The organism is Desertimonas flava, assembly GCF_003426815.1.
GTDB lineage: Bacteria > Actinomycetota > Acidimicrobiia > Acidimicrobiales > Ilumatobacteraceae > Desertimonas > Desertimonas flava.
Genome location: NZ_QKYK01000002.1, coordinates 80,090 through 105,873 on the forward strand (window position 1 = coordinate 80,090; position 25,784 = coordinate 105,873).

Sequence of the window (25,784 nt, forward strand, 5' to 3'; positions counted from 1 at the left end):
AGGGGTTGTCGCGGCGACCGTCAGGCGGACTTGCGGCGGGCCCGCGGCTTGGCCGTCGCCGACTCCTCGTCCTCGTCCAGCTCCGGCTGGGTCGCCTTCTTGGCGGTGCGTTTCGCCGGCTTCTTCGCCGACTCCTCGCCCGACGACCCCGACGGGTGGCGTTCCTTGGCCTTGCGGGCCTCGGCGAGGCTCGCCTCCAAGGCCGCAGCAAGGTCGATCACCGTCGCCTTCGGCTCGGGCGCATCCTCGAACGTCGGCGTGATGCCGGCCGCCTTCTGCTCGATGATCTGTTCGACGGCGAGGCGGTACTCGTCGGTGTACAGCTCGGGCTGGAAGTCGTCGCTGAGCGCGTCGACGAGGCCCTTGGCCATCTTCAGTTCCTTGTCCGACACGTCGACGCCGTCGAGCTCGTCGAACTCGTCGATCGAGTCGGGCTCCACCAGTTCGTCGGGGAACACGAGCGTGGAGAGGGTGAGGTGCTTGCCGTCGGAACGGATCGCCGCCAGGTACTCCTTCTGTCGCATCACGAAGCGGCCGATGCCCACCCGGCCGGAGTCGGCCATGGCGTCGGCGAGCAGGGCGTAGGGCTTGGCGTTCTTGTCGGGCAGGACGAGGTAGGACGAGTCGAACATCAGCGGGTTGACGTCGGCCTCGGGGACGAACGTCTCGAGGTCGATCTCCTTCGACTTGGCGGGGGCCAGCGGCGCCAGATCGTCGTCGGTGACCAGCACGTACGTGGCGGCGCCGAGGTCGTAGCCCTTGACGATGTGCTCGGACGGGACCTCCTCGCCGGTGGCCTCGTTGACCTTGCGGTAGCGGATCCGTGACTGGTCGCGCTCGTCGAGCTGGTTGAACGAGATCGACTTCTTGCGGACCGCAGGGACGAGCCGGATCGGAATGGCGACCATGCCGAACGAGATCGACCCGGTCCAGACCGGACGAGGCATGACGACCAGCGTAGTCACGGTTGCCTCCGCAGCCCTGCGCACCGCGACCGGAGGGTATTCACCCACCTCCAAGCGGCGATGGGACGCAACCGGAGGGTACATACCCCACCGAAGCGTCCGGTATCTACCCTCCGGTCGAGAGGGTGGGCAAATACCCTCCCGTTCCTGCCCGGGGCCGGGGCCGGGGCCCGGGCCGGAACGGCGTCAGAGGTCGGGGAGGTCCTGACGGACGCCGACGAGGGCGTCGAAGGGGTCGCCGATCGAGCGCAGGCGGTCGAGGACCGTGTGGATCGTCCAGCGGTCGGGGCGCAGGTCGGGGTCGTCGAGCTCGTCCCATTCCAAGGGCACCGACACCGGCGCGCCGGGGGCGGGGCGGATGCTGTACGGCGCGACGAGCGTCTTGTTCACGGCGTTCTGCGTGTAGTCGAGCCGGGCCTTGCCCCGGCGGTCGCCCTTGCGCCACTTCCAGCTCACCAGATCGGGCACCACACCACCGACCGTCTTCGATACCGCCTCCACCCAGTCGGCCGTCTCGCGGAACGAGTACCCCGGCCGTACCGGCACCCACACCTGGATGCCGCGCTTGCCGGTGACCTTGGGCCGGGCGACCAAGCCGAGCTGGTCCATCGCCACCCGGTAGAGGCGGGCGAGGGTGAGCGTCTCCTCCCACGTCGTGTCGTCGCCGGGGTCGATGTCGATCAGCGCGTACGACGGCTCGTCGTGCGAGGCCGCGGTCGACGTCCACGGGTGGATCTCGAAGCCGGCGAAGTTGGCCGCCCACACCAGCGACGCCGCCCCGTCGATCATCAGGTACTCGACCACCTCGCCCGGATCGGCGTCGGGTCGCGGCCAGCGGCGCACCCACGGCGGCGCGTGGGTGGGGACGGCCTTGTGGTAGAAGCCGCCCTTCTTCGAGTCGATGCCGTCGGGATAGCGGTTGAGGTTGATCGGCCGCCCGCTGAGGCTCATCGACATCCACGGGGCCACGGTGGCGTAGTAGGCGATGATGTCGCGCTTGGTGATCGGCGGCCCGCCGTCGCGCCCCGGCATCATCACCTTGTCGAGATTGGTGATCGTCGCCTTCACCCCGCGGATCCGCCAGTCGCCGCCCTTGGCCGGCAGCTCGGCGAGGTCGGCGAGCTCCTCGTCACTGGCCGCGGTCCAGCGCCCGGGCCGGGACTCCACGACGTCGTCGTTGGTGCGCCCACTCAGCACCGAGACGGGGTGGTCCTCGGCGTCCCAGCCACTCACGGCGTCGTCGTCCTTCTTGTGGATCAGCAGCCACGGGTCGCCGGACGAGTCCTTGCGGCCCTTGGTGCGCAGGATCACGAAGCGGCCGCGCAGCTTGCGTCCGACGAGGACCAGCTTGAGTTCGCCCCCGGCGATCGCCTCGGCCGGATCGCCCTGGTCGGGATACTCGGGGTCGAGGTCCCACCAGCCGTCGTCCCACACGATCACGTCGCCCTGTCCGTAGCCGCTCGGGATGATCCCCTCGAACCAGCCGTAGGCGTAGGGATGGTCCTCGGTCTTCATCGCCATGCGCTTGGCGGCCGGATCGAGACTCGGGCCCTTGGGCACTGCCCAGCTGACGAGCACCCCGTCCACCTCGATGCGGAAGTCGTAGTGGAGGCGCCGGGCGCGATGGCGCTGTACGAGGAACCGGCGCCGACCGTCCACGCTGCCGGCGACACGACCCGGAGGCTCGGGCGTGGCGTCGAAGTCACGCATCGCGTCGTACTTGGCGAGAGGATTGCGCGACCCGGCGGCCATGGCCCGACCCTAGATTGCGATCGGCAGCTCGATCGTGGAGGATGCCACGCGAGCTCGGACCGCCCGGAACCCCAGTGAGTTCGACGAACGAACCCAGCTACGCTTTGCGGGATGGGGTTGCGCCGCATCCATCGAGCGTGGTGGGTGGCGGTCATCGCCTTCGTGGCGCTCCTCGGGGCCGGGTCGTTTCGGGCCGCGCCCAGTGTGCTGATCGATCCCCTGCGCGACGAGTTCGGGTGGTCGCGCGGCACGATCTCGGCGGCCGTCTCGGTGAACCTCATCCTCTACGGCCTCACCTCGCCGTTCGCAGCCGCGCTGATGGAGCGTTTCGGCATGCGGGTCATCGTCGCCAACGCCCTCACGCTCGTCGCCATCGGCAGTGGGCTCACGATCTTCGTGCGACAGCCGTGGCAGCTGATCGCCTGCTGGGGCGTCATCGTCGGCCTCGGCACCGGATCGATGGCCCTCGCCTTCGTGGCCACGGTGACCAACCGGTGGTTCGTGAGGCGACGGGGCCTCGTCACGGGGGTACTGACCGCTGGCGGTGCGGCGGGTCAGCTCGTCTTCCTGCCGATCCTCGCCTACCTCGCCGACAACGTGGGCTGGAAGGCGGTGTCGCTCACGGTCACCATCGCCGCCTTGTCCGTCGTGCCCTTCGTGCTGTGGCTCCTGCGCAACCACCCGTCCGACGTCGGCACCACCGCCTACGGCGCCGATGACGACGACGTCGCCGCGATGGCCGTGGCGGCCACCGCGGCGGCGAACTCGTGTGCCGGGCGGCGGGCCGTTCGAGTGCTCGGGCAGGCGATGCACACGCGGATGTTCTGGCTGCTCGCCGGCACGTTCGCCATCTGCGGGGCGTCCACCAACGGCCTCATCGGCACGCACTTCATCCCGGCCGCCCACGACCACGGGATGGCCACGACGACGGCCGCAGGCCTGCTCGCCGTCATCGGTGTGTTCGACATCGCCGGCACCATCGCGTCGGGCTGGCTGACCGACCGCATCGACTCGCGACTACTGCTCATCGTGTACTACGCCGGCCGGGGCGTGTCGCTGATGTTCCTGCCGCTGCTGTTCGCCGAGGACGTGCGTCCGCCGATGCTGTTCTTCATCGTCTTCTACGGTCTCGATTGGGTGGCGACGGTGCCGCCGACGGTGGCCCTCTGCCGGCAGCACTTCGGCGAGGACGGCTCGATCGTGTTCGGCTGGGTGCTGGCGTCCCATCAGATCGGTGCCGGCATCATCGCCGCTCTCGCCGGCCTGTCGCGCGATCAGCTCGGCTCGTACGACGTGGCGTGGTACGCCGCGGGCACGCTCTGCGTCGTCGCCGCCGGTATGGCGTTGGTGATGCGCGGTGGACGGAGCGCCGAACCCGACGTCGTGCCCGTCCTGGCCACGGCGGCAGACTGAGGCGATGCCGCCGTACTTCGCCTTCGGCACCGACATGGTGGATGCCGACGGCGAACCGGCCACTCTCGTCGACCACATGTGGATGTGGACGGACGCCGGCCGGGCCGTGGCCGTGCCGCTCGCCGGCCGGACGATCCACGGCATCCTCGTCGGCGGTCGGTCCGGCGGGTCCGGTGCGCCCGCCGGCTTCGACGCAGCCCCGGGCTCCGGCGCCGCGACCGAGCCCGTCCGGCGCGAGGACTCGGGCGTGGTGGTCCCGGTCGACCGGGACCCGCTGTCGGTCGTCGGCGTGGCGACGGCCGACGGGTCCTCGGTGCCGGCACTGGCGCTGGTCGAGCACGACCCCGATCCCGGGCCTCCATCGCCGGCGGTCCTCGACATCGTGATCGCTGCGGCCCGTGGCGCCGGGCTGCCCGCCGAGTGGCTCGACTACCTGACGGCGTGGCGGCGCGCCGGCCGGCGGGTGCCCGACGCCGGCTCGACCGCCGGCGCTCCGGCGAGCCTCGCCGAGCTGCTCGAAGTGCCCGGCGTGGTGGAGGAGTCGGCGTTGCGGTCCCCGTTCGGCTTCATGGCCATCCACGGCGGTTCGCTCGAAGCGATGACCGACGGCGTGGCGCGCCGGGCGGCCGAGGCGGCCGGCGCGTCGTACTACGGCGTGCTCTACCCCGACACGATCGACGTCCATCTGTCCTCCACGGCGTACGTCCCGTCCGACTCACCGACGCTCGCCAGCTTCCTCGGGCACGTCGAGGTCGTCGTGTCCGTGCACGGGTTCGGGAGGGTCGGTCACTGGCGCTCGATCCTGCTCGGCGGCCGCAACCGCGACCTTGCCGACCACGTCGGGCAGCACCTCTCCGTGGCGCTGGAGGAGTACGACGTGGTCACCGACATTCACGCCATCCCGGCCGCGTTGCGCGGCCTGCACGAGCGCAATCCGGTCAACGTGCCGGCGGGCCACGGCGTGCAGATCGAGCTGCCTCCGCGGGTGCGGGGGCTCTCCCCGCTGAGCCCGCCGAAAGGCCCCGACGGCCTGTCGCCGCCGACCCGGGCGCTCGTCGACGCCCTGGCGGCTGCAGCGACCACCTGGCCCTGACGCGGCGACCTGACGGTTGGTGCCTGGAGGGTTAGCGGAGAAGGCATGTGGTTGTTGGTGAGGCGGTGGGTGATGTGGATCATGACGGTGACCTCCCCGTCGGGTACATGGGTGTTCCCGTCACGAGAGCACGGGCCCTACGCACGACCGGTGGATGGCACTCTCCGCGCGTGCTCCCGGGCACTCTGTCGCCGCGGGGACACCTCAGGGACGAACGGGAGGGTAAACACCCCACCGAAGCGTCCGGTATTTGCCCTCCGGTCGGGCGGGCCGGGTGGCCGGTCACCGCCACGTGCGAACGGGAGGGTAAATACCCCACCGAAGCGTCCGGTATGTACCCTCCGGTTGGGACGGCGACCAGTGGACGGCCCTGCGCCTCGCACGCCCTTTCCGCTCGCCGCCCTGGCACCAACCGCCAGGTCGGCTCCGCCGTGTCGGTGGGGACCCGATCGGGTGGGCTCAACATCGGGCGTAGCCGCGAATCCACGCCATGCTGATGACCGCGGGCCGGCGAGGTTCCTACCATCGAGGTCATGGACGACGACCGCGCGCGCTGGTTGGGCATCCGCTGGGCTGACGTCGGCCTGGCGGCGGTCGTCGTCGCCGTCATCCTCGCCGGGACGCTGCACATCGAGCAGGAGGACGCGGAGCGAGCGATCGACGCCCTCGCCGTCGCGTGCGGGGTGATCGCCGGCGCGTCGCTCGTCGTCTGGCGGCGGTTCACCTTGCCGATGGTCGCCGCCGTGGGAACGGCGATGTTCGTGTACCTCGTCCGCGGGTACCCCGGCGGCCCGGCGCTGCTCCCGGGCCCGATCGCCGCGGCGTTCCTCGGCTACCGCGTGGCCAGACCGCTCGTGTGGTGGGTGGGCGGCGCGTTCGCGTCGGCGGTGGTGATCGGCCAGGCGATCGGCGACGGTCATCTCGGCGCGGCGGGCATCATCGGCACGGGTTGGGTGGTCGCCGCCGTCTTCGCCGGACAGGTTGCCGCGGCTCGGGCGGAGCGGCTGGCTGCCGAACGGGAGCGGCGAGCGCTTACCGAGCAGCAAGCGATCACCGACGAACGCCTGCGCATCGCCCGCGACCTGCACGACAGCGTCGCCCACGCCATGGCCACGATCAACGTGCAGTCCGGTGTCGCCGCCCATCTGCTCGACCGCCGTCCGGAGCAGGCGCGTTCGGCGCTCGAGGCGATCCGCCAGGCGAGCAGTGACGTGCTCGACGAGCTCGGAGCGATCCTCGGCGCGTTGCGACGCGACGAGGGTGACGCGCCACGTGCACCGATGGCCGGTCTCGATCGGCTCGACGAGCTGGTCGAGCGATCCCGAGCGGACGGCCTGACGGTCACCTGCTCCGTCGAGGGCGACCCGTCGCTGGTGCCGCCGTCGCTGGGGACGGCGGCGTACCGAGTCGTGCAGGAGTCGTTGAGCAACACACGACGTCACGCCGGCCCCGCCGCCGAGGTGGCGGTGAGCGTCCGCATCGCCGGGCCGGGCGCCCTGTCGGTGACGGTGGTCGACGACGGGGGCACTCGGGTGAACGGCTCGCGACCGGCCGTCGCCCCGGGGCTCGGCCTCGGCCTCGCCGGCATGCGCGAGCGGGTCGAGTCGACCGGCGGCACGCTCGATGCCGGCGTCCGCTCGCCGCCCCGCCGTGGCTTCAGCGTGCGGGCCGTGTGGGGAGACCGGACGTGACCGCACCATCGCGGTGCGATCTGACGGGATGTGCCGGGCGCGTCCCGTCAGATCGGTGGGCGGGCGACGAACACGAGCCAGGGGAGCGACGATGATCCGTGTGGTGTTGGCCGACGACCAGGTCTTGGTGCGTACGGGGTTCCGGGCGTTGCTCGACGCCGAGGACGACATCGAGGTCGTCGGTGAGGCGGGTGACGGCGAGTCGGCGGTCGCACGCTGTGCCGAGCTGCACCCCGACGTCGTGCTGATGGACATCCGCATGCCCGGCGTCGACGGCCTGACCGCCGCCAAGCAGATCGCCGAGCGCGACGACCTCGCCGACGTCAAGGTGCTGGTGCTGACGACGTTCGAGCTCGACGAGTACGTGTACGAGGCGTTGCGGGCCGGCGCCAGCGGGTTCCTCGTCAAGCACACCGAGCCGGCCGAGCTGATCCGGGCCGTGCGCGTGGTCGCCGACGGCGAGGCGCTCCTGTCGCCGAGCGTGACACGCCGGTTGATCGCCGCCTTCGCCGATGCGCCCGTCGCGGCCGTGGCGTCGGGCGAGGCGTCCCGCCTCGCCGACCTGTTGACCGCCCGCGAACGCGAGGTCGTCGCCCTCGTCGCCGAGGGCCTGTCGAACGACGAGATCGCCGAGCGCTGGGTGGTGAGCAACGCCACCGTGCGCACGCACGTGAGCCGGGCGATGACCAAGCTCAACGCGCGCGACCGGGCCCAGCTGGTGGTCTTCGCCTACCGCAACGGCCTGGCCAGCATCCCGCATCGCGACTGACTCCGGTGCTGCTGTGGTTGCATTCGTGCAACCACAGACGGCTGAGAATCGGATTCTCGGTGGACCGGCTCAACACCTGACGTAGGGGCGATCTCCACGTGGGGGCGACGACGAGAGCGCCGCCGAGGCGCACCGTGGAACCATGACCACGACGATCACTCCCGACGCGATGAGCGATGAGGTCGCTCCACGGCCTCATCGCTCATCGCCCGCTCCGACCCCTTCCCCGTCTGGCACCGACGCCGTCGTCGTCGACGGGCTCACCAAGCGCTACGGATCCCGCACCGCCGTCGACGACGTGTCGTTCAGCATTCCGTCCGGCACCGTCGCCGGGCTGATCGGCCCGAACGGCGCCGGCAAGACGACGATCATGGCGATGCTGCTCGGGCTCGTCCGCCCGACCAGCGGCGACGCCACGGTGCTCGGCGCCCCGATCGCTCACCGGGCCGACTACCTCAGCCGGGTCGGTGCCCTCATCGAGGGCCCCGCCTTCCACCCCGGCGTGTCCGGTGTGGACAACCTCCGCTCGCTGGCCGTGCTCGGCGGCTTCGGAGACCGACGCGCCGAGATCGACGGCCTGATCGACGTCGTCGGCCTGACCGGCCGCGGCGGCGACCGCTACGGGTCGTACTCGCTCGGCATGAAGCAGCGCCTCGGCATCGCCGCCTCGCTGCTCGGGGACCCCGACCTCGTGATCCTCGACGAACCGACGAACGGCCTCGACCCGATGGGCATGCAGGACATCCGCAACCTGATCCGCGAGATCTCCGGCGCCCGGGACCGGTCGGGGACGGGCTCCCGGCGGACCGTCCTCGTGTCGTCGCACCTGCTGAGCGAGCTCGAGCAGGTGTGCGACTGGTTGATCGTGCTCGATCGGGGCGGGCTCGTCCACCTCGGCACGCCGGCCTCGCTGGGCGGCACCGCCGACACGCTCGTCGTGCGCCCCGACGACGCCATGCGTCTCGCCGATCTCGCCGTCATCGTCGGCTCGGCCAACCTGCCCACCGACACCGTGGACGACACGGTGGTCGTCACGCTCGACACCGACGTCGGCAAGGACGAGGTCCGCCGGCTCGCCGGCGAGATCAACCGCCGGTCGCACGCGGCCGGCATCGTCCTCACCGAGCTCCACCACCGCCAGGCCGACCTCGAGGCCCGCTACCTCAACCTCGTCAACAACGGCATCGGGCGGATCGCGCCGTCCGAGGCCGCCGGCGTGCCCGTACAGCGAGCGCCACGAGCGTCCCGAGGTTCGAGCGGTACAGGTGGGCGGAGCGCTAGCGGAGCCCACCGTTCACGCAGCCTGCGTGGCCGGGGAACGCAACAGAACGGAGCAGCGTCATGAGCGCCATCGTCAACATCGTCAACTCGTACCGGTCCGAATGGATCCTCCTCAACCGCCGCCGGATGTGGATGGTCATGGGGGCGACGACCGTCGCCTTCACCGTCCTCGCCACCATCGTCACGCTCGCCACCGCCGAGGACGTCGTCGGCGGCGACAACGTCGGATTCGCCCTGTCGTCGCTCGTCGGCTCGGGCGGCGCCACGGCCGCCGTCGTGTTCTCGATCGCGTTCAGCTCGATCCTCGTGCTCGCCGCCTTCGCCAGCAGCACGGGCAACGAGTTCGGCCGAGGCACCTTGCGGTCGGCACTGACCCGCCAGCCCAACCGCTCGGCCTTGATCGCCGGCAAGCTCGGCGCCCGCGTCACGGTGGCGTCGATCCTGATGCTCACCGGCCTCGCGATCGGCGCCCTCACGTCGGCGATCTACGCGCCGACGCAGGACATCTCGACCGACGGCTGGTTCGACGGTGCCGCCTTCACCGCCGCCGTCGAGGACTACGGCCGGCTCGTCGCCTTCGTCGTCATGTACGCCCTGATCGGCACGACGATCGCCGTCCTCGTCAAGTCCACGCCGGTGGCCCTGGGCATCGGCCTGCTGTGGTTCGGCCCGATCGAGAACGTGATCGGCGAGAACCGCGAGTTCGCCGAACGCTGGTTCCCCGGCCTCGTGCTGCGCTCTTTGACCCAGCCCGACGCCCCCGACGCCCTGTCCACCGGCACGGCGCTCGCCACCCTCGGCGTCTACGCCGCGGTCTGCGTGGCCGTCATCGGCGTGGTCCTCAAGCGCCGAGACGTGACGGCCTGACGATCCCCCCAACGGCCGAGGCCCGGGATGCGACGAACGTCGCTCCCGGGCCTCGGTCGCGTCGACACAGCCAGGGCCACGTCCGCGGTCGAGGTCCTGAGGGTTCGCTGCGCCGGCGCCCGATGCCGGTCGCCTGTCCTCGGTCAGCGACCGTTGCGATCGAGGAGGCGGTCGATCTCGGCGACCTGGTCGGACGACAGCGGTCCCTTGGTCAGGGCGCCACAGTTCTCCTCGACCTGGGCGACGCTCTTGAATCCCGGGATCGGCACGGTGTTCGGGCTGCGCGCCCACAGCCACGCCAACGCTCCCTGTGCGAGCGTGTGGCCGCTGGCCGTGAGCACGTCGCGCACGCGGGCCAGCTGATCGAGCCATTCGGCCGTCGGCCGGCCGTCGCGGAACCCCGGGTGCCAGGCGGCGATGCTGCGGACGTCGTCGGACGAGAACGTCGTCGACGGGGCGAACTTCCCCGTGAGCAGTCCCATGCCGAGGGGCGCGCGGACGAGGCTGGCCAGCCCGAGGCGTTCACACGTGGCCAACAGCTCGGCGCCGATGTCGTCGAGCACGCTGAGCTGCTGCTCGACGACACCGCAATGGGGTGCGCCGGCGAACGTCTCGAACGCATCGACCCGGTCGGTGCTCCATCCGTAGGTGCCGATCGACCCCTCGTCGACGAGCTGCTCGAGCACCTCCCGGGCCTCCAGCGCTCGCCCGACCTCGAGCCCACCCACGTGGAGGAGGTAGATGTCGACGTGGTCGGTGTCGATCCGGCGCAGGCTGGCGTGAAGGTCGTCGCGCACCCGGGCGGCGACGTCGCTCGTGTTCTCGTCGGCGTCGTAGTGCACGACGCTCCGCCCGGCCTCGTCGACGGCGTACCCGAACTTCGTGGCGATCACGACCTCGTCACGATGGCCGGCGATCGCCCGGCCGAGGATCCGTTCGCTGTGTCCCGCCCCGTAGTTGGCCGCGGTGTCGAAGAGGGTGACGCCGAGCTCGAGGGCCCGGTGGATCGCCCGGATCGACTCGTCGTCGTCGACCTCACTCCAGCCCGCCGGATTGCCGCCGAACGACCAAGGCCCTCCGATGGCCCAGCAGCCGAGCCCGAGGGCGCCGACGGTGATGTCGGACGGGCCGAGCCGGCGGGGCGGGACGACGTTCGTGGCAGGTGCGCTCATGCGGCCGACGGTACGGCGGCCCCGTTCGGCTGGGTAGGGCCAGGCGGGGCCGGAAATGACCAGGCCACTCGTCGGACGGTCAGCGCAGGTCGGCGATCGCCCGGGCGAGCCGCGCGACCCCGGTGTCGATCTGCTGCTCGTCGCGGGCGGCGAAGTTGAGCCGGACGTTGCGCTCACCGAGCGAGGGGTCGGCGTAGAACCGCGTGCCGGGCGTGACGTCGACGCCGCGCCGCATCGCGGCGGCTCGCAAGGCGGTCGCGCCGACGCCATCGGGCAGGGTCGCCCACAGGAAGAGACCACCGGCCGGAGCGGTGAGGGCGATGTCCGGCGTGTGACGGCCGAGGGCGGCGACCATCGCGTCGCGTCGTTGCCGGTAGGAGCGGATGCTGCGCCGCAGGTGCGTCTGGTAGCGGCCGACGGTGAGGTAGCGGTCGAGCACCCGTTGCATCAGGTTCGACGTCGACAGGTCGGTGGCCCGCTTGAGGGCGCTGACCCGATCGACGATCGGGCCGTCGCCCACGAGGTACCCGACGCGGATGCCGGGCATCAGCATCTTGGAGAACGAGCCGATGTAGAGCACGTCGCCCCGCTCGTCGAGCGCCTTGAGCGGCGCCTGGGCTCGCCCCTCGTAGCGCAGGTCGCCGACGAAGTCGTCCTCGACGATCGGGATGTCGTGGGCCCGAGCCAGGTCGACCAGCCGCTGCCGGCGCGCGGTCGACAAGGACGCTCCGGTCGGGTTCTGGAACGTGGGGATCGTGTAGATGAGCTTCGGCCCGTGCTCGATGACCGTCGCCTCGAGCCCGTCGACGTCCATGCCGTCGGTATCGACGTCGACGCCCACGACCCCCACGCCGAGGGCGTCGAACAGCGCCAGCGCGTGGTCGTAGGTGGGCTGCTCGGCGACGACGGTGTCGCCCGGCTGGAGCAGCGCCGAGCAGGCGAGGAACAGGGCTTGCTGGGAACCGGATGTGATCACCACGCGATCGGGAGTGGTGTGGACGCCCTGGCTGGCGAGGAGGTGCGTGACGGTCTGGCGCAGGGGCCGATGGCCGTTGGCGCCGTCGCCGTACGTGAAGGCGTCGGCGCCGTCCGCGCGGATGACGTCGCCGATGGTCAGGGCGATCTCCCGGGTCGGGAAGAGCCGCGGGTCGCCGACCCCGGTGAACGAGATCACGTCGGGGGGAGGCTCGACGTCAGCGGCGTCTGTGGACGCGGCACCGGCGGTCATGGCTTGCTGCCACACCGGCCAGTGGGCGGGCTCGGCCAACGGTCGTGGCGGGCCGATGGACGCGACGAACGTTCCGCGGCCCGGCGACGCGACGACGAGTCCGTCGGTCGCCAGCGACAGGTAGGCGTTGTCGACCGTGATCCGGCTCACGCGCAGGGCGGTGGCCAGCGCACGGCTCGACGGGATCCTGGTGCCGGCCGGGAGCGCCCCGGACTCGATCTCGGCCCGGATGAACCGCTCGATCTGCCGCCACAGCGGGACGACGCCCGACCGATCGAGCGGGATGCGCACCGCATCGAGGGTACCGGCACCGGACGCGTCACCCCGGCCGCTGCGGCGCGCTACTGCGCTCGCTCGTAGGAGAGCATCAGGACACCGGTCGACGTCGGTGTCGCATCGACGAGTCGCAGCCGTTGCGTCTGCGCCGGTGAGCGGAACAGCCGCGTGCCCCGCCCGAGGACGAGGGGGTGGAGGAACAGTCGGTAGCCGTCGACCAGGTCCATGGCCATCAGCTGCTGGACGAGGTCCCCGCTGCCGAGCACGGCGACGGTGCCGCCGACGTCGTCCTTGAGGCGCTGGACCGCAGGGCCCAGCTCGCCGGCGAGCACGCGGGCACCGGACCAGCTGAGGTCGGTGAGCGTGCGCGTCACCACATGCTTCGGTGTCGTGTTGAGGTGCGCAGCCAGTGCGTTGTCGTCGGGCTGGTGGGGCCAGAACTCCGCCATCTTCTCGTACGTCCAGCGCCCGAACAGGTAGGCGTCCGTGGAGCGCACCCCCTCGTTCGCCGCATCGGCCTGGGCGTGGTCGAGGTATGGCGCTCCCCACCCACCGAGGTCGAAGCCACCGCGGCGATCCTCGTCCGGCGAGCCGAAGCCCTGCATCACCCCGTCGAGGGTGACGAACTCGATGACCGTCAGTGTCCCCATGTCTGCCGTCCTCCTCAGAACTAGACCGTCCAGTACTGTACCGGCGTCGGAACCGAACGGTCCAGTACTGTGTCGGCCATCGCTGGAGGATCTGACACGGCAACCGCGGCCACCGGACCAATGCCCGAAGGCCGATCCGGGCGGAAGCGCAAGGCGATCCTCGACGCGGCGATCGAGCTGTTCCTGGCCCAGGGATACGCCGGCACGAGCATGGACGCCGTGGCTGCCGCAGCCGCTGTGTCGAAACAGACGGTGTACAAGCACTTCGCCGACAAGGACTCCTTGTTCGTCGAGCTCGTCGACACCACGGTCCGTGCGGCCAGCGATCCGGTCGAGCAGCTCGTGATGTCGTCGTTGCGCAGCGGGGACCTGCGCGCCGACCTCACGGTCTTGGCGCGGCAACTGCTGACGACCGTGCTCCAGCCGCGCGTGCTCCAGGTGCGCAGGTTGGTGATCGGCGAGGCCAATCGTTTCCCGCACCTGGCGAGAGCGTTCCACGAGCTGGGGCCGGAACGAACGATGCGGGCGCTCGCCGAACGTCTTGACGACCTCGCGGCGAGTGGCCGGCTGACGGTCGCCGACTCGGTGGAGGCGGCGGCTCAGCTCAACTGGCTCGTCCTCGCTGGGCCGATCAACGCGGCGATGATGTTGGGCGAGGCGCCGAGTCCCGCCGAGCTCGATGCGCACGTCGACGCCGCCGTCGCGACGTTCCTCGCAGCACACGCTCCCCGACGAGCGCGTCGGCGCTGACCGACCGGGGAGTCGGGCCAGCCGGCTACTCGCTGAGCTTCTGGGCCAGCCAGGCGACGGGGATCGACACGAGCATCACGAACGTGGCCATCACGTTCACCTGGGGCACGTTGTTGGGGCGGGCGATCGCACCGAGGATCCACTGCGGCAGCGTCATCACGCCCGACCCGGCCGTGAACGTGGTGACGACGATCTCGTCGAAGCTGAGGGCGAACGCCAGCAGGCCACCGGCGACGAGTGCCGACCGCATCAGCGGGAACGTCACGTAGCGGAACGTCTGCATGCCGTCGGCCCCGAGATCGGCTGACGCCTCGAGCAGGTTCGGGGCCGATCGGCGGAGCCGGGCGATGACGTTGTTGTAGGCGATCACGACACAGAACGTTGCGTGGGCGACGACGAGCGATCGGTAACCGAGCCCGAGGCTGAAGTCGATCGGGCCGATGTCGATCCGGCGCTTGAACGCATTCTGCAGCGCCATACCGGTGACGATGCCGGGCAGGGCGATCGGCAGGACGAAAACGAACGAGAAAACGCTCTTGCCGAAGAACCGGTACCGCTGCATGGCGATCGCCGCCAGCGTGCCGATGACGAGCGCGATCGCCGTGGCGGTGAGGGCGATCTTCACCGACGTCCACAGCGCCGAACGCGGGCTGTTGTCGCCCTTCAGCGCGAACGTCTCGTTCCACCAGTCGAACGTGAACCCCTTCGGGGGCCACGACAACGAATTGGCGGTGTTGAACGACAAGATGGCGACCACGACCAACGGCACGTAGAGGAACACGAGCGTGACGATCATCCACGTCCGCAACGTCAGCCGGGTGAGGAACGAGAACCTCATCACAAACTCTCGAAGGCGCCGGCGCGCTTCATGGCCAGCAGGTAGACGACGATGATGATGAGCGGCCAGAGCGTGAACGCCGCGGCGAGCGGCTGGTTCGACGTCAGCGTGTTGCTGATCAGGTTGCCGATCATCGTGAAGTTCCCGTCGGTCACGAGCCGCGGGGTGATGTAGTCGCCGAGCGACAGCGAGAACGTGAAGATGCTGCCGGCGGCGATCGACGGGACGAGCATCGGCATGATCACGTCGACGAACGTGCGGCCCGGCTTGGCGCCGAGATCGCCGGCGGCGTCGAGCAGCGAGGGAGGCAGGCGCTCGAGGCCCGAGTAGATCGGCAGCACCATGTAGGGCAGCCAGAGGTAGGTCAAAGCGAGGATGACCGCGGTCATGCTGTAGCCGGGCGTGAATCCGAACACGGAGTTGAAGAAGCCACCGTCGCTGCCCTGCCCGGCCGGCCGGAGGAGGGCACGCCAGGCGTAGCCCTTGACGAGGTAGCCGGCCCAGAGCGGCATCAGCACGGCGACGATCAGGCCGCGGCGGGCCCACGGCTTGGCGATCTTGGCGATGTAGAACGCCACGGGCAGACCGATGACCAAGCAGAGCCCCGTGACGGTGAGGGCGACCAGCGCGCTGCGGATCACCACCCACACGAACTTCCAGTTGGTGAACGCCGTGCGGACGTAGTCCGTCGTCGTCTCGTTGGTCGGCTGGAACGTGAAGTCGTCGACCTTCTTGGTCGCGGCGAACACGAGCAAGGCCAGCGAGACAATGTAGATGAGCACCAACAGCACGACGGCGGGGCTCATGAGGGTGACCACTGCCAGGGCGCGCGATCGGCGGTAGGCGCGGTTCAGGGAACGGCGCACGGGGTTGGCCCGCCGGGGAGGCCGCGTCGCGACCTCCCCGGCGGTGGTGACCACAGCCGTCACCGGCTCATGACCTCACGCTGACGTGGGGGATAGACGACGGTGGACGGCCACGTTCGGTCAGGACCGCAGCTCGGCCCACGCCTCGATCCACGCCGGGTAGGCGAGGCACTCCACGTCGGTCCGGCCGTCACGGCACTCGGTGGTCGGCGTCGTCCAGTACCAGACGTCCTCCCAGTACTCCGTCTCGGTGGCGTGGAAGATGTCGCAGTGATCGGGCACCGCCGTGAGGGCGCACGACTCGGCGTTGCTCGGCGCCTCGCCGAACCACTCGGCGACCTGGGCGTTGGCCCATGGCGAGGTGATCCAGTCCATCCACAGCATCATGCAGTTGGGGTTGGCGGCCTGGGCCGACACCATCCACGTGTCGGACCAGCCGGTCGCCCCCTCGACGGGCTTGACGGCGTCGATGGTCGCGCCTTCGCCCTGGGCGACGTTGACGATGACCTGCCACGTGGTCCCGGCGAGCACGGTGCCGCCGATCAGCGACTCCACCTGCACGGCGTAATCGCCCCAGTACTGGCCGACGATCTCGCTCTGCTGTTCGAGCAGGGCGATCGCCGCGTCGAACTGTGTCTGGTCGAGGGCGTAGGGGTTGGTGATCCCGAGGTCGGGCTGCGTCGCCATCAGGTACAGGGCGGCGTCGGCGATGTAGATCGGGCTGTCGTACACCGAGATCGTCCCGTCGGCATCGGTGCCGCCGTCGAACATGATGCCCCACGAGTCCGGGGCGGCATCGGCGAAGGTCTCCGTGTTGAACACCAGCAGGTTGGCGCCGCGACCGTGCGGGATCCCGTAGGGCTCGCCGTCGACCGAGTTCCATTGCTGCAGCTTGAGGTCCTCGAAGATCTGCTCGTAGCTGCTGAACAGGCTGACGTCGATCGGGCCGACCTCGCCACCGGCGATGAGGCGCTCGGTCGCGTCACCCGACGCCGACACCCCGTCGTACTCGCCGCTCTGCATCAGGCGGACCATCTCGTCGCTGGTGGGCCCCAACGTGTTGTTCACGGCACATCCGGTGATGTCCTCGAACGGCGTGACCCAGTCGGCGGACGGATCGTTGGACCCGTCCTCGACGTAGCCGGCCCAGGAGATGATGTTCACCTGTCCCTCGGCGCCGGCGAGGAGCTCCTCGTTGGGTGTCCAGTAGTACCCCTCGGCCGCCGGGTCGGCGGCCGATCCGGCCGGGGCCTCCGTGCCGGCTGGTTCTGTGCCGGCTGCTTCTGTGCCGGCAGGTTCGGTCGCCGGTGGGGCCGTGGCGAGGGCGTTGGCGCCCCCGGCGGCGACGACGAGGCCGCCGGCGAGGACCGCCGTCAGCCGTCGGCTTCTACGAATGCTCATGGGTGTCACCTTCTCGCTTGTTGGTGGTTGCTGTTGGTGGTTGGTGTTGGAGGTTGGTGTTGGAGGTTGGTGTTGGAGGTTGGTGTTGGAGGTTGGTGTTGGAGGTTGGTGTGGATGGAGCTCTTGACGGTCACGGCACGTTGACGCCGAGTGCCGGGGGCACGTCTACGTCGTCGTCGTCGCCGTCGGGTTCGGGGCGGTCGCCCTCCACCGTCTCGACGGCGGTGCCGGTGTCGGTGACCACGTACGCCGCGTTGGCGGCCCACGCCGCGGTGGCGGTGGCGCCGAGTGACAGGTCGAGGGCGGCGTCGGCGGACACGGCGGCGACGAGGTGGTGGCCATCGGCGAGCTCGAGGCGGACGCGGCACTCGGAGCCGAGGTACTGCATGTCGCTGATCGTTCCGGCGACAGAGGTCTCACCGGGAGCGGGAGGTTCGCCGCCGAGGCGGATGCGTTCGGGCCGCAGGGCGTGGGTGGCGTTGACGCCGAGGAGTGTGCGTGACTGTTCGGCCGTGAGCAGGTTCGACGTCCCGACGAACGTGGCGACGAACGTCGTGGTCGGGTGGTCGTAGATGCGGCGCGGCTCGTCGGCCTGTTCTATGCGGCCGTGGTTGAACACGGCGATGCGGTTGCTCATCGACAGCGCCTCGCCCTGGTCGTGCGTGACGAAGATGAACGTGATGCCCACGTCGCGCTGGATCGCCTTGAGCTCGGTCTGCATCTCCTCACGCAGCTTGAGGTCGAGGGCGCCGAGCGGCTCGTCGAGCAGCAGCACCTTCGGGCGGTTGACGAGGGCACGGGCGAGGGCGACGCGCTGACGCTGGCCGCCGCTCAGCTCGTGGGGCTTGCGCCCGGCGAACTGCGACAGTCGCACCGCCTCGAGCATCTCGCCTGCCCGCCGGCGGCGTTCGGCTCGACCGACGCGCTTGACCCTGAGGCCGTACTCCACGTTGCGCATCACGTTCATGTGGGGGAACAGGGCGTAGTCCTGGAACACCGTGTTGAGGTCACGCTCGTACGGGGCGTCGCGGGTGACGTCGACGCCTTCGAGCAGCACGGCACCGGCGGTGGGCAGCTCGAAGCCGGCGATCATCCGCAGCACGGTCGTCTTGCCGCTGCCCGACGGGCCCAGCAGGGAGAAGAACTCGCCGTTGGCGATCGTCAGGTCGATCCGGTCGACCGCGACGAAGTCACCGAAGTGCTTCGACAGACCGACGAGTTGGATCGCCGGGGTGTCCCCCGCAGTCGCAGCGTGGTTCACGGTCAGAGGACGCCTCCCAGAGCGCATGTGTGGGCGGAACGACCGTCGTCCGCGCCGTTGATGTTCCGTCGGCCGTCCCCCCTCGACGGACGGCGAGACAAATCATATGATTCCAGATGTTTACCGTCAATCCGAGGACGTGAACGCCGCGTGAACGGGCCGACCCTGTGCCGGATGCTCCCGCCGTGACGCCGTCGCGGCGGCAGACGCTGCGCGGTAACGTCGCGCCCGAGATGTCGGCGCCATCCACCAGTACCTCGAGCACCACCCCACCGGCTCGGGGCGCCAACCTGCTGGTCCCGGTCGCCGCCGACTACCTCGCCCAGACCGTCAGCCGGCAGCTCGCCGACGCGATCAACCTCGGTCTGTTCGCCGTCGGTGAGCAGTTGCCCGCCGAGAGCACGCTCGCCGGTCAGCTCGGCGTGTCGACGGTGACGCTGCGCGATGCCCTCGCCACGCTGCGCCGCAAGGGACTCGTCGAGACCCGGCGAGGCCGCAACGGAGGCTCGTTCGTCGTCGGTCCCGCCGCGCCGCCCACCGACCGGCTACGCGATCGGCTGCGCGAGCTGAGCGTCGTCGAGCTGCGCGACCTGGGCGACGAGTGGACAGCGGTGTCGGGCGCCGCCGCGCGGTTCGCTGCGGCCCGGGCCTCCGACGACGAGGTCGCCCACCTCCGGGCGCTCGCCGACGACCTCGCCGCCGCCGGCGACGTCGTCCAGCGCGTCCGGGCCAACAGCCGCTTCGGCATCGAGCTCGCCCTGGCGTCGCAGTCCGCACGCCTCACCCGCGCCGAGGTGCGGCTGCAGGCCGAATCGGGCGAGCTGCTCTGGACGTCCACCGAGAGCCCGCTCGACCCCGCCGAGGTCGCCGCCGACCTCCATCGCATCGCCGATGCCGTGGCCGACGAGGATGCGCTCGCCGCCCGCGATCTGGCCGAGCAGCGCACCCGTCAGAACGTCCGCTGGCTCATCGGTGCTCACCTCGAACTGAGCGATTCGTGACCGCGTGGGTTTCCCAGTCGGTGGCTGCTGCCGACGTCGCGGCGTGCGTCGCCGACCTCGACGTGGCCATCGGCAAGGTGTTCGGTGGCCTGCGCTCGATGGCGATGGCCATGGAGAACGCGTGGGCCGACGGGTCGGGACCGATGACGCCCGACGACGTGACCGCGTTCCAAGGTGACATCTTCGCCCAGCTCGACGCCCACCGGGTGGTCGACAGCGCCGGCTACGTGATGTGCGAGCACGCCCTGTCGGGAGTCCGTCGCCACCTCGAGTGGTGGAACCGGGGCGCGGCCGCCCCGTCGGCGACCGGTCCGGGCACGTACGAGCCGCTCATCCTCAACGTCGAGCCGGGCACCGCCGACTGCTACGACTATTACGCCAAGGAGTGGTTCCATGTCGCCACCGGTGAGCAGCGGCGCTGCATCGCCGGTCCGCTGATCGACCTCGCGTGTGCCGACGTGTGCGTGATGACGTTCAGCGATCCCGTCGTCGTCGCCGGGCCCGGCGGCGCGCCGCTCGTGCTCGGTGTCGCCGCTGCTGACGTCGCCCTCTCGCGCTTCGAGTCGATGCTCCTGCCCCCGCTGCGTCGCATCGCCGCACCGGCGGTGCTCGTCAACAGCCAGCGCCGGGTCATCACGTCGAACGATGCCACGTGGATCAGCGGCGAGAAGCTGCCCGCCGTACCGGCGCCGGGTGATGCCGACTGGCAGGCCGTGGTCCCGGTGACCGGTGACGGCCTCGATGTCGGGGGCTGGACCCTCGCCATCCGCCGCTGACTCGATCGGTAACAGATGGTGCCAGGCACCATCTGTTACCTCCCCGCGCCGCGCATCGGTCAGGAATCGAGAAGCAGCTGCCGCGGCTCATCCGTATGGTCGATCGCATGAAGACGATGACATGCAAGCAGCTCGGCGGCCCGTGCGAGCTGGCCCATCACGGCGAGTCGGCCGACGACGTGATCCAGGCCCAGGATCGGCACCTGAAGGAGATCGTCGCCGCAGGCGACCGGGCCCACGAGCAGGCACTCGCCGACATGAAGGGCCGCTGGAAGCGACCGTGGTCGGGGATGAAGTGGTACAAGGCCGCCAAGCGCGACTTCGCGGCCCTGCCCAACGATTGACCCTCTCGGGGATCGGCCGGTCAAGCCGTTCGGGCCCGGCGGGCTGCTGGGCGCCCCTCGGCGACATCGAAGTCGACGAGTTGTACGGCCGGACGAGGCCGGCTCCGAGACGCCCGGCCGTTCACCGATCGCGCCACACCAGACGTGACGGGCCGGTCGGCCCAGTCGTTAGCCCATCAGGTCGAGACTGCCTCTCCGTCCGCCGAGGCGACCCCGGCGCGAGCGAGCATCTCGGACCGGTGCCGGTGACCGACGAGCTCGTACCCGACGACGGTGACGGCGGGGGCCAACGTCAGCACGACAAGGCACGTCGCCAGCGGCGCACCCGCAGCGGCCATCACGATGGAGGCGGCGATGATCACCGCCGTCACCGCGACGAGCACCAGGTGGAAACGGTCGAGCTCCCGAGTGATCGCGGTGTAGAGCGAGTAGAGGCAGAGCACGTAGATGCCGAGTGGCACCGCTGTGGTGAGGACCAGGGCTACCGGTCCGATATGTGCCGCATGCTCCATGTGCAGCGCTGCGACGTGGAGGCCGGCGCCTGTCGCGGCGATGCCGGCGAACAGCGGAAGGTGCCCGTATCCCCAGCCGAAGGATCGTTCACGAAAGCGATGCAACAGATCACCGCTCGGGATGATGAAGTACATCCACCACATGCCGAACGCGAGGCCGACGCCGGACAGCCCGACGAGCGCCGTCTGAGCGGTCCATCCATCGACGCGCACCACTGCGTCGAGGGCGGCCACCGTGCCGAGGATCACCTCGCCGAGGGCGATGATCGTCAAGAGTCCGTACCGCTCTGCGATGTGGTGAGGATGCCAGGGCGTCGTGACGCCGTATCGCCGCTCGGCGACGACCGGACCGGTCAGCTCGATCAGCACCAGTACCGCGGCGACCGAGAACATCACGGCGACGGAGACGTCCGCGACCAGCAGGGCGATCCAACCCAACTGGGCGACGAACAAGGTCGTCGCATAGATGACGGCACAGCGGCGGCGCTCGGTGTCGTGGTGGGCGACGCGGGTCCAGAGCGCGATCAGCCCGACGCGCATGATGACATATCCCAGGATCATCACCCCGTTGTCGACGTGCTCTCCGCGCTGGAGCGACTCGAACATCGGAGGCAATCCGAGCGCGAGGACGAGCACGCCGATCATCTGGAGCATGGTGAGAAGGCGATAGATCCAGTCGTCGGTGTCGTACGCCGACGCGAACCACGTGCTCTGGATCCACGCCCAGATCACCGCGAACATGGCGAACCCGAACCCGATGATGCCCGTTCGCCAGTGGCCCTCGGCGAAGAAGTGAGCGGTCTCGTTCCCCGCGGCACCGAACGCCACGACGAACGTCAAGTCGTAGAGCAGCTCGAGTGGCGTCGCCGCCCGGTGCGGCTCGTGGGGATTGCGCCCCACCATCGGCACGCGCGGGTGGGCGATCGTCATGCGCATGACGGGCGATCATGTCACGACAGGGAGGGTGCCGCATGCGGCGCCCGTAGGCGGCGCGAGCACCCGAGCTGGCGCCCGGCTGTTGCTCGTCGTGCGCGCCGGTTCCCCGATGCCCTCCGCTGTCGAGTGATTGCACGTCTGGCTCGACTCGTGTCCAGTGCGTACCACGGCGAATGGCCGTGGCCACGTCGCAGGTGATGCCAGCTGCGCTCACGAGCAAGCCGGGTCGCTCACGCCGAGCGGTTGAGGCGGCGCAGACCGACGATCGTGCCGGCGGTCCCGACCACGGCCCACACGGCCAGGCCGACGAGGTGCAGGACGATCGAGCCGTCGTCCAGCCACGGATCACGGATCGCCCCGACCACGTGGGTGAGCGGCAGCACGTCGGACAGCCGGCGCATGACCGCCGGCATCACGTCGGGCGGCGGGCCGCCGCCCGACAGCAGGAACATCGGGAAGAACAGCAAGAGCCCGAACGCCTGGGCGCCACGGGCCGAGCCGATCGTCAGGCCGCACGCCGTGCCGAGCAGCAGCATGGTCGCTGTGCCGGTGACGAAGCCGACGAGCAGCTCGAGCGGACGCTCGACGCCGGGGATGCCGTAGGTGGGCAGCGCCACGGCGAGCACGAGTGCCGAGCCGATCGCGATCAGCCCGGCGGCGACCAGCGACTGGGTCCCGATCACGGACGAACCGGGCACACCGAAGGCCTGGAAGCGGCGCAGCACGCCACGCTCGCGGTATGCGGCGAGGGCCATCGGCAGGCCGATCAGCGCCATCGCGGCGATCGGGATGGCGAAGTACCCGGCGACGTAGAACTGGTCCGGCGCCAGGTGGTTGAACGCCTCGTCGGGATCGGACCCGAACGAGCCGGCGACGATCAGCATCGTCAGTGGCGGGAACACGAAGGCGAAGATCATCGTCGCCCACTCCCTGGTGAGCAGGCGGGCTTCGGTGCGGGCGAGGGTGAACGTGGCGCTCATGCGGCGGCTCCTGATGTCGTGGCTGCTGATGTCGTGGCTGCTGATGTCGTGGCTGCTGATGTCGTGGCTGCTGGTGTCATGGTGAGGGAGGGGAGGGACAGATCCGTGGTGAGGGCGACGAAGGCGTCCTCGAGCGTCGGGCGCACGACCCGGAGGTCGTCGGGCTCGACGCCGTGCTGGTGCATGGCGGCGATGACGGCGACCACCGACGACGGTGTGCACCGCAGCTCGGCCTCGTCGCCCCACAGGTTGACGTCGACGATGCCGGGCACCCGCTCGATGCCCGCCAGCAGGCCTGGGTCGTGCACGGTGAATGCGATGCGGGTCGGCCCGCCGACTTCGCCGATCAACTGGTCGGTGCGTCCGACGAATCGCATCGCGCCGCCGTCGAGGACGCCGATGCGGTCGCACAGCCGCTCGGCCTCGTCCATGAAGTGGGTGACCAGCACCACGGTCGTGCCGGCGGCGCGCACCTCCTCGATGAGGTCCCACGTCTGGCGACGGGCGGCGGCGTCGAGGCCTTGCGTTAGCTCGTCGAGGAACACGAGCCGTGGTTGGTTGATCAGGGCGAGGGCGAGGAACAGCCGCTGGCGTTGACCGCCCGACAGGGCGCCGAAGGCGGTCCGCTCGATCGGCGCGAGGTTCCAGCGCTCGCGAACCTGGCGCCAGTCGACCACGTCGCCGGCCAGGCGGGCGAACAATCGGAGCGCCTCGCCGACGCGCAGGCGATCAGGCAGCGCCGACGACTGCAACTGTGATCCGACGAGGGGCCGCAGGGCGGCCCGGTCTCGGGCAGGATCGTGGCCGAACAGCGACACGCTGCCGCCATCCCGATCGCGCAGGCCCTGCACGATCTCGACCGTCGTCGTCTTGCCGGCGCCGTTGCTGCCGAGCAGCCCGAAGATCTCGCCCTCGATCACACTGAAGGACAGATCGCGGACGATCTCGGTGGTGCCGTAACGCTTGCGGAGCCCGTCGACCTGGAGGACCTCCGGGCTGCGGTTGGGGAAGTCATGTGGCATGCCCCGACTGTGCGCCCGGCCGGCCCTGGCGGTCATCGGGCCGCGGTCCGGTCGTCGGGTCCGCCCACGGTCGCAGTCAGCCGGGTGAGATCACCCCGTGGTCGTAGGCGTAGACGATCGCCGCCGCGCGGTCGCGGGCACCGAGCTTGGTGAAGATGTTGCCGACGTGGGTCTTCACCGTCGCCTCGCCGACGTACAAGGCGGCGCCGATCTCGGCGTTGGTGGCGCCCCGGGCCATCAGCACGAGCACCTCGTGCTCGCGTTCGGTCAAGGCGTCGATCCGCTGTGCCCGCTGCCGGGTCGGGGCGACGAGCCGCCGGTAGGTGTCGAGCACCCGCGGCGCGACGGCGGGGTCGAACCAGGCGCCGCCGCCGGCGATCGCGCCGACGGCGGCGATCAACGACGCCGCCGACGTGTCCTTGAGCACGAAGCCCGCGGCCCCGGCCTCGATCGCCGACCACAGCAGGTCGTCCTCGTCGAACGTGGTGAGGATCAGCACGGCCGGGGCGCCGTCGGCGGCGCGGATCTGCCGCGTGGCCTCGATGCCGTCCATCCGGGGCATGCGCACGTCCATCACGACGACATCGATGCCGCCCAGGTTGGCGTCGACGACGTCGGCCCCGTCGTCGTACTCGGCGACGACGTCGAACCCGTCGGCGGGGGAGAGGATGCGGACGAGGCCCGAGCGCACGATCGCCTGGTCGTCGACCAGCGCCACGCGGATCACGACGCCGCCTCCACGCCGGTGATCGGCGCCGACGCCCGGACGATCCAGCCGTCACGGGTCGGGCCGGCGAGAAGCTCGCCGCCGACGGCGGCCATCCGCTCGCTCATCCCGACGATGCCGTAGTGACCACGCGATGCGGTGCCGGCGGCGTCGCCCGGCGACGTCGCATCGGCGGGGCTCTCGATCGTGAGCACGACGCGATCATCGCCGATCTCGAGCCGGGCGACGGTCGGCGGTCCGCTGGAGTGCTGGCGGACGTTGGCCAGCGCCTCGCTGGCGACGCGGTGCATCGACGTGGCCACCAGCGGGTCGAGCCGGTCGAGGTCGCCGGTGATCTCCACGCCGAGCAGCCTGAGCTGGGCGGCGTCGGGTACCGGGGCGGCGGGGCCGGCGGTCGTGACGTCCGGCGCTCGCAGCAGTCCGAGCGTCCGGCGCAGCTCGAGCATGCTGCGCCGGCCGACCGCCTCGGCTTCGGCGAGGGCGTCGTCGGCCGACTCGACGTCGCGCCGCAGCACGTGGCGGGCGCCGGTGATGTGCAACAGCATGGCGGCGAGGCCGTGGCCGACCGAGTCGTGCACGTCGCGGGCGATGCGCCGGCGCTCCTCGGCCACCCGCTGATCGGCCAGTTCGGCACGGGCCTCGGCGAGTTGCAGCGAGAGCATCTCCTGGCGCCGCGAGACCTGGGTGAGGGCGATGGGCAGGATCATCCCGGCCGTCCACGTGGCGGTCGACAACTCGTTGTCGACCACGAACGAGGCGACCGACGGCGCCGACACCAGGACCACCCCGGCGAGGACGAGGCGCCACCGCGACAGCTCCAGCATCCCGGTCACGGTCGCGGCCACCGACAGCATGAACAGGCTCGGCTCGAGCTTGCCGCCCGACAACGCGATCAGCACCAGCGTGGTCGATCCGACGACGGGGGCCAGGGTGCCGATCGTCGGTCGGATGGCCCAGATCAGCCAGCACAGCGCGCCGAGCGAGGCCACCGCGGTCTCGCCGGGCGATCCCGAGTCGACGATCGCCGCGCCGACCACGCTCGCCGCAGCGGCGACCGGCGCGAGCAGGCGCATGCCGGCCAGCGCCGCGCCACGCTCAGGTCCGCTCATCACCGGGCGACGGTACCGCGATGACGCCGCGGGAGGCTTCGGGCTGCGGTCGGGTCGCTGCCCTCCGCCCACGGGGGGAGGGCCGCGGGCGTCTAGCGTTGCGG

Annotated in this window: 24 protein-coding genes; 10 read left to right on the forward strand and 14 right to left on the reverse strand. The window is 70.5% G+C overall.

The genetic code is table 11. The features are described from left to right. Positions 1–20 precede the first annotated feature (20 nt). Complete coding sequence (gene ku / locus DN771_RS03045) at positions 21–947, reverse strand: non-homologous end joining protein Ku (protein ID WP_162941470.1); 927 nt, start codon at positions 945–947, stop codon at positions 21–23. Between the two features lie 204 nt (positions 948–1,151). Beyond that, complete coding sequence (locus DN771_RS03050; protein WP_116995865.1) at positions 1,152–2,717, reverse strand: non-homologous end-joining DNA ligase LigD; 1,566 nt, start codon at positions 2,715–2,717, stop codon at positions 1,152–1,154. A gap of 111 nt (positions 2,718–2,828) precedes the next feature. Here DN771_RS03050 and DN771_RS03055 point away from each other — a divergent pair, with 111 nt between their 5' ends. From DN771_RS03055 to DN771_RS03080, 6 genes are all read left to right on the forward strand, one after another. Continuing rightward, positions 2,829–4,130 (forward strand): MFS transporter, encoded by a 1,302-nt coding sequence (locus DN771_RS03055; protein ID WP_116995866.1) that lies wholly within the window; start codon positions 2,829–2,831, stop codon positions 4,128–4,130. A 4-nt stretch (positions 4,131–4,134) separates the two neighbouring features. After that, positions 4,135–5,223 (forward strand): poly-gamma-glutamate hydrolase family protein, encoded by a 1,089-nt coding sequence (locus DN771_RS03060; protein ID WP_193615345.1) that lies wholly within the window; start codon positions 4,135–4,137, stop codon positions 5,221–5,223. 533 nt (positions 5,224–5,756) lie between these two features. Then, a complete protein-coding gene (locus tag DN771_RS03065) occupies positions 5,757–6,914 on the forward strand; it encodes a sensor histidine kinase (protein WP_116995867.1) in 1,158 nt (385 codons plus the stop codon). A 91-nt stretch (positions 6,915–7,005) separates the two neighbouring features. Continuing rightward, entirely contained in the window at positions 7,006–7,683 is a 678-nt protein-coding gene (locus DN771_RS03070) for a response regulator transcription factor (protein ID WP_116995868.1), read from the forward strand. A 142-nt stretch (positions 7,684–7,825) separates the two neighbouring features. After that, on the forward strand, positions 7,826–9,028 hold the full coding sequence (locus tag DN771_RS03075) for an ABC transporter ATP-binding protein (RefSeq protein ID WP_205528389.1): 1,203 nt from the start codon (positions 7,826–7,828) through the stop codon (positions 9,026–9,028). Beyond that, a complete protein-coding gene (locus tag DN771_RS03080; protein ID WP_116995869.1) occupies positions 9,025–9,831 on the forward strand; it encodes an ABC transporter permease in 807 nt (268 codons plus the stop codon). The genes DN771_RS03075 and DN771_RS03080 overlap by 4 nt, the downstream gene beginning before the upstream one ends. 143 nt (positions 9,832–9,974) lie before the next feature. Here the strand turns inward: DN771_RS03080 and DN771_RS03085 are convergent, their stop codons facing one another. The 3 genes from DN771_RS03085 to DN771_RS03095 all read right to left on the reverse strand — a co-directional run bounded on the left by DN771_RS03085 (position 9,975) and on the right by DN771_RS03095 (position 13,157). Next, positions 9,975–11,003 carry an aldo/keto reductase gene (locus DN771_RS03085; RefSeq protein ID WP_116995870.1) on the reverse strand — a complete coding sequence of 343 codons (1,029 nt, stop codon included), beginning with the start codon at positions 11,001–11,003 and terminating at the stop codon, positions 9,975–9,977. Positions 11,004–11,082: 79 nt separating this feature from the next. Further along, positions 11,083–12,522 carry a MocR-like pyridoxine biosynthesis transcription factor PdxR gene (gene pdxR / locus DN771_RS03090; RefSeq protein WP_116995871.1) on the reverse strand — a complete coding sequence of 480 codons (1,440 nt, stop codon included), beginning with the start codon at positions 12,520–12,522 and terminating at the stop codon, positions 11,083–11,085. Between the two features lie 50 nt (positions 12,523–12,572). Beyond that, a complete protein-coding gene (locus tag DN771_RS03095) occupies positions 12,573–13,157 on the reverse strand; it encodes a dihydrofolate reductase family protein (protein ID WP_116995872.1) in 585 nt (194 codons plus the stop codon). 120 nt (positions 13,158–13,277) lie between these two features. Between DN771_RS03095 and DN771_RS03100 the strand changes: the two genes are divergently transcribed. Then, complete coding sequence (locus DN771_RS03100) at positions 13,278–13,907, forward strand: TetR/AcrR family transcriptional regulator (protein WP_116995873.1); 630 nt, start codon at positions 13,278–13,280, stop codon at positions 13,905–13,907. 25 nt (positions 13,908–13,932) lie between these two features. On the opposite strand, the gene DN771_RS03105 is transcribed toward DN771_RS03100, so the two are convergent. The 4 genes from DN771_RS03105 to DN771_RS03120 all read right to left on the reverse strand — a co-directional run bounded on the left by DN771_RS03105 (position 13,933) and on the right by DN771_RS03120 (position 18,300). Next, a complete protein-coding gene (locus DN771_RS03105) occupies positions 13,933–14,745 on the reverse strand; it encodes an ABC transporter permease (RefSeq protein WP_116995874.1) in 813 nt (270 codons plus the stop codon). After that, the gene (locus tag DN771_RS03110; protein WP_116996139.1) at positions 14,745–15,551 is read right to left on the reverse strand and encodes an ABC transporter permease subunit; all 807 of its coding nucleotides are present in this window, start codon (positions 15,549–15,551) and stop codon (positions 14,745–14,747) included. Before DN771_RS03110 ends, DN771_RS03105 begins: the two co-directional genes overlap by 1 nt. A 180-nt stretch (positions 15,552–15,731) precedes the next feature. Continuing rightward, positions 15,732–17,012: an extracellular solute-binding protein gene (locus DN771_RS03115; protein ID WP_116995875.1), complete on the reverse strand. Its 1,281-nt coding sequence runs from the start codon at positions 17,010–17,012 to the stop codon at positions 15,732–15,734. Positions 17,013–17,142: 130 nt separating this feature from the next. Beyond that, positions 17,143–18,300 (reverse strand): ABC transporter ATP-binding protein, encoded by a 1,158-nt coding sequence (locus DN771_RS03120; RefSeq protein ID WP_116995876.1) that lies wholly within the window; start codon positions 18,298–18,300, stop codon positions 17,143–17,145. 158 nt (positions 18,301–18,458) lie between these two features. On the opposite strand from DN771_RS03120, the gene DN771_RS03125 reads away from it, so the two are divergent. From DN771_RS03125 to DN771_RS03135, 3 genes are all read left to right on the forward strand, one after another. After that, the gene (locus DN771_RS03125; RefSeq protein WP_205528390.1) at positions 18,459–19,274 is read left to right on the forward strand and encodes a FadR/GntR family transcriptional regulator; all 816 of its coding nucleotides are present in this window, start codon (positions 18,459–18,461) and stop codon (positions 19,272–19,274) included. After that, the gene (locus DN771_RS03130) at positions 19,271–20,050 is read left to right on the forward strand and encodes a PDC sensor domain-containing protein (RefSeq protein ID WP_116995877.1); all 780 of its coding nucleotides are present in this window, start codon (positions 19,271–19,273) and stop codon (positions 20,048–20,050) included. The genes DN771_RS03125 and DN771_RS03130 overlap by 4 nt, the downstream gene beginning before the upstream one ends. Before the next feature lie 107 nt (positions 20,051–20,157). Then, positions 20,158–20,394 carry a hypothetical protein gene (locus tag DN771_RS03135; protein WP_116996141.1) on the forward strand — a complete coding sequence of 79 codons (237 nt, stop codon included), beginning with the start codon at positions 20,158–20,160 and terminating at the stop codon, positions 20,392–20,394. Between the two features lie 176 nt (positions 20,395–20,570). On the opposite strand, the gene DN771_RS03140 is transcribed toward DN771_RS03135, so the two are convergent. The 5 genes from DN771_RS03140 to DN771_RS03160 all read right to left on the reverse strand — a co-directional run bounded on the left by DN771_RS03140 (position 20,571) and on the right by DN771_RS03160 (position 25,680). Further along, positions 20,571–21,842, reverse strand: a complete 1,272-nt coding sequence (locus DN771_RS03140; RefSeq protein ID WP_205528391.1) for a low temperature requirement protein A — start codon at positions 21,840–21,842, stop codon at positions 20,571–20,573. Between the two features lie 230 nt (positions 21,843–22,072). Then, positions 22,073–22,822 carry an ABC transporter permease gene (locus DN771_RS03145; protein WP_116995878.1) on the reverse strand — a complete coding sequence of 250 codons (750 nt, stop codon included), beginning with the start codon at positions 22,820–22,822 and terminating at the stop codon, positions 22,073–22,075. Continuing rightward, positions 22,819–23,844 (reverse strand): ABC transporter ATP-binding protein, encoded by a 1,026-nt coding sequence (locus tag DN771_RS03150; protein ID WP_116995879.1) that lies wholly within the window; start codon positions 23,842–23,844, stop codon positions 22,819–22,821. The genes DN771_RS03145 and DN771_RS03150 overlap by 4 nt, the downstream gene beginning before the upstream one ends. Positions 23,845–23,920: 76 nt before the next feature. After that, positions 23,921–24,571 carry a response regulator transcription factor gene (locus DN771_RS03155; RefSeq protein WP_116995880.1) on the reverse strand — a complete coding sequence of 217 codons (651 nt, stop codon included), beginning with the start codon at positions 24,569–24,571 and terminating at the stop codon, positions 23,921–23,923. Continuing rightward, positions 24,568–25,680 (reverse strand): sensor histidine kinase, encoded by a 1,113-nt coding sequence (locus tag DN771_RS03160; RefSeq protein ID WP_116995881.1) that lies wholly within the window; start codon positions 25,678–25,680, stop codon positions 24,568–24,570. Before DN771_RS03160 ends, DN771_RS03155 begins: the two co-directional genes overlap by 4 nt. Positions 25,681–25,784 lie beyond the last annotated feature (104 nt).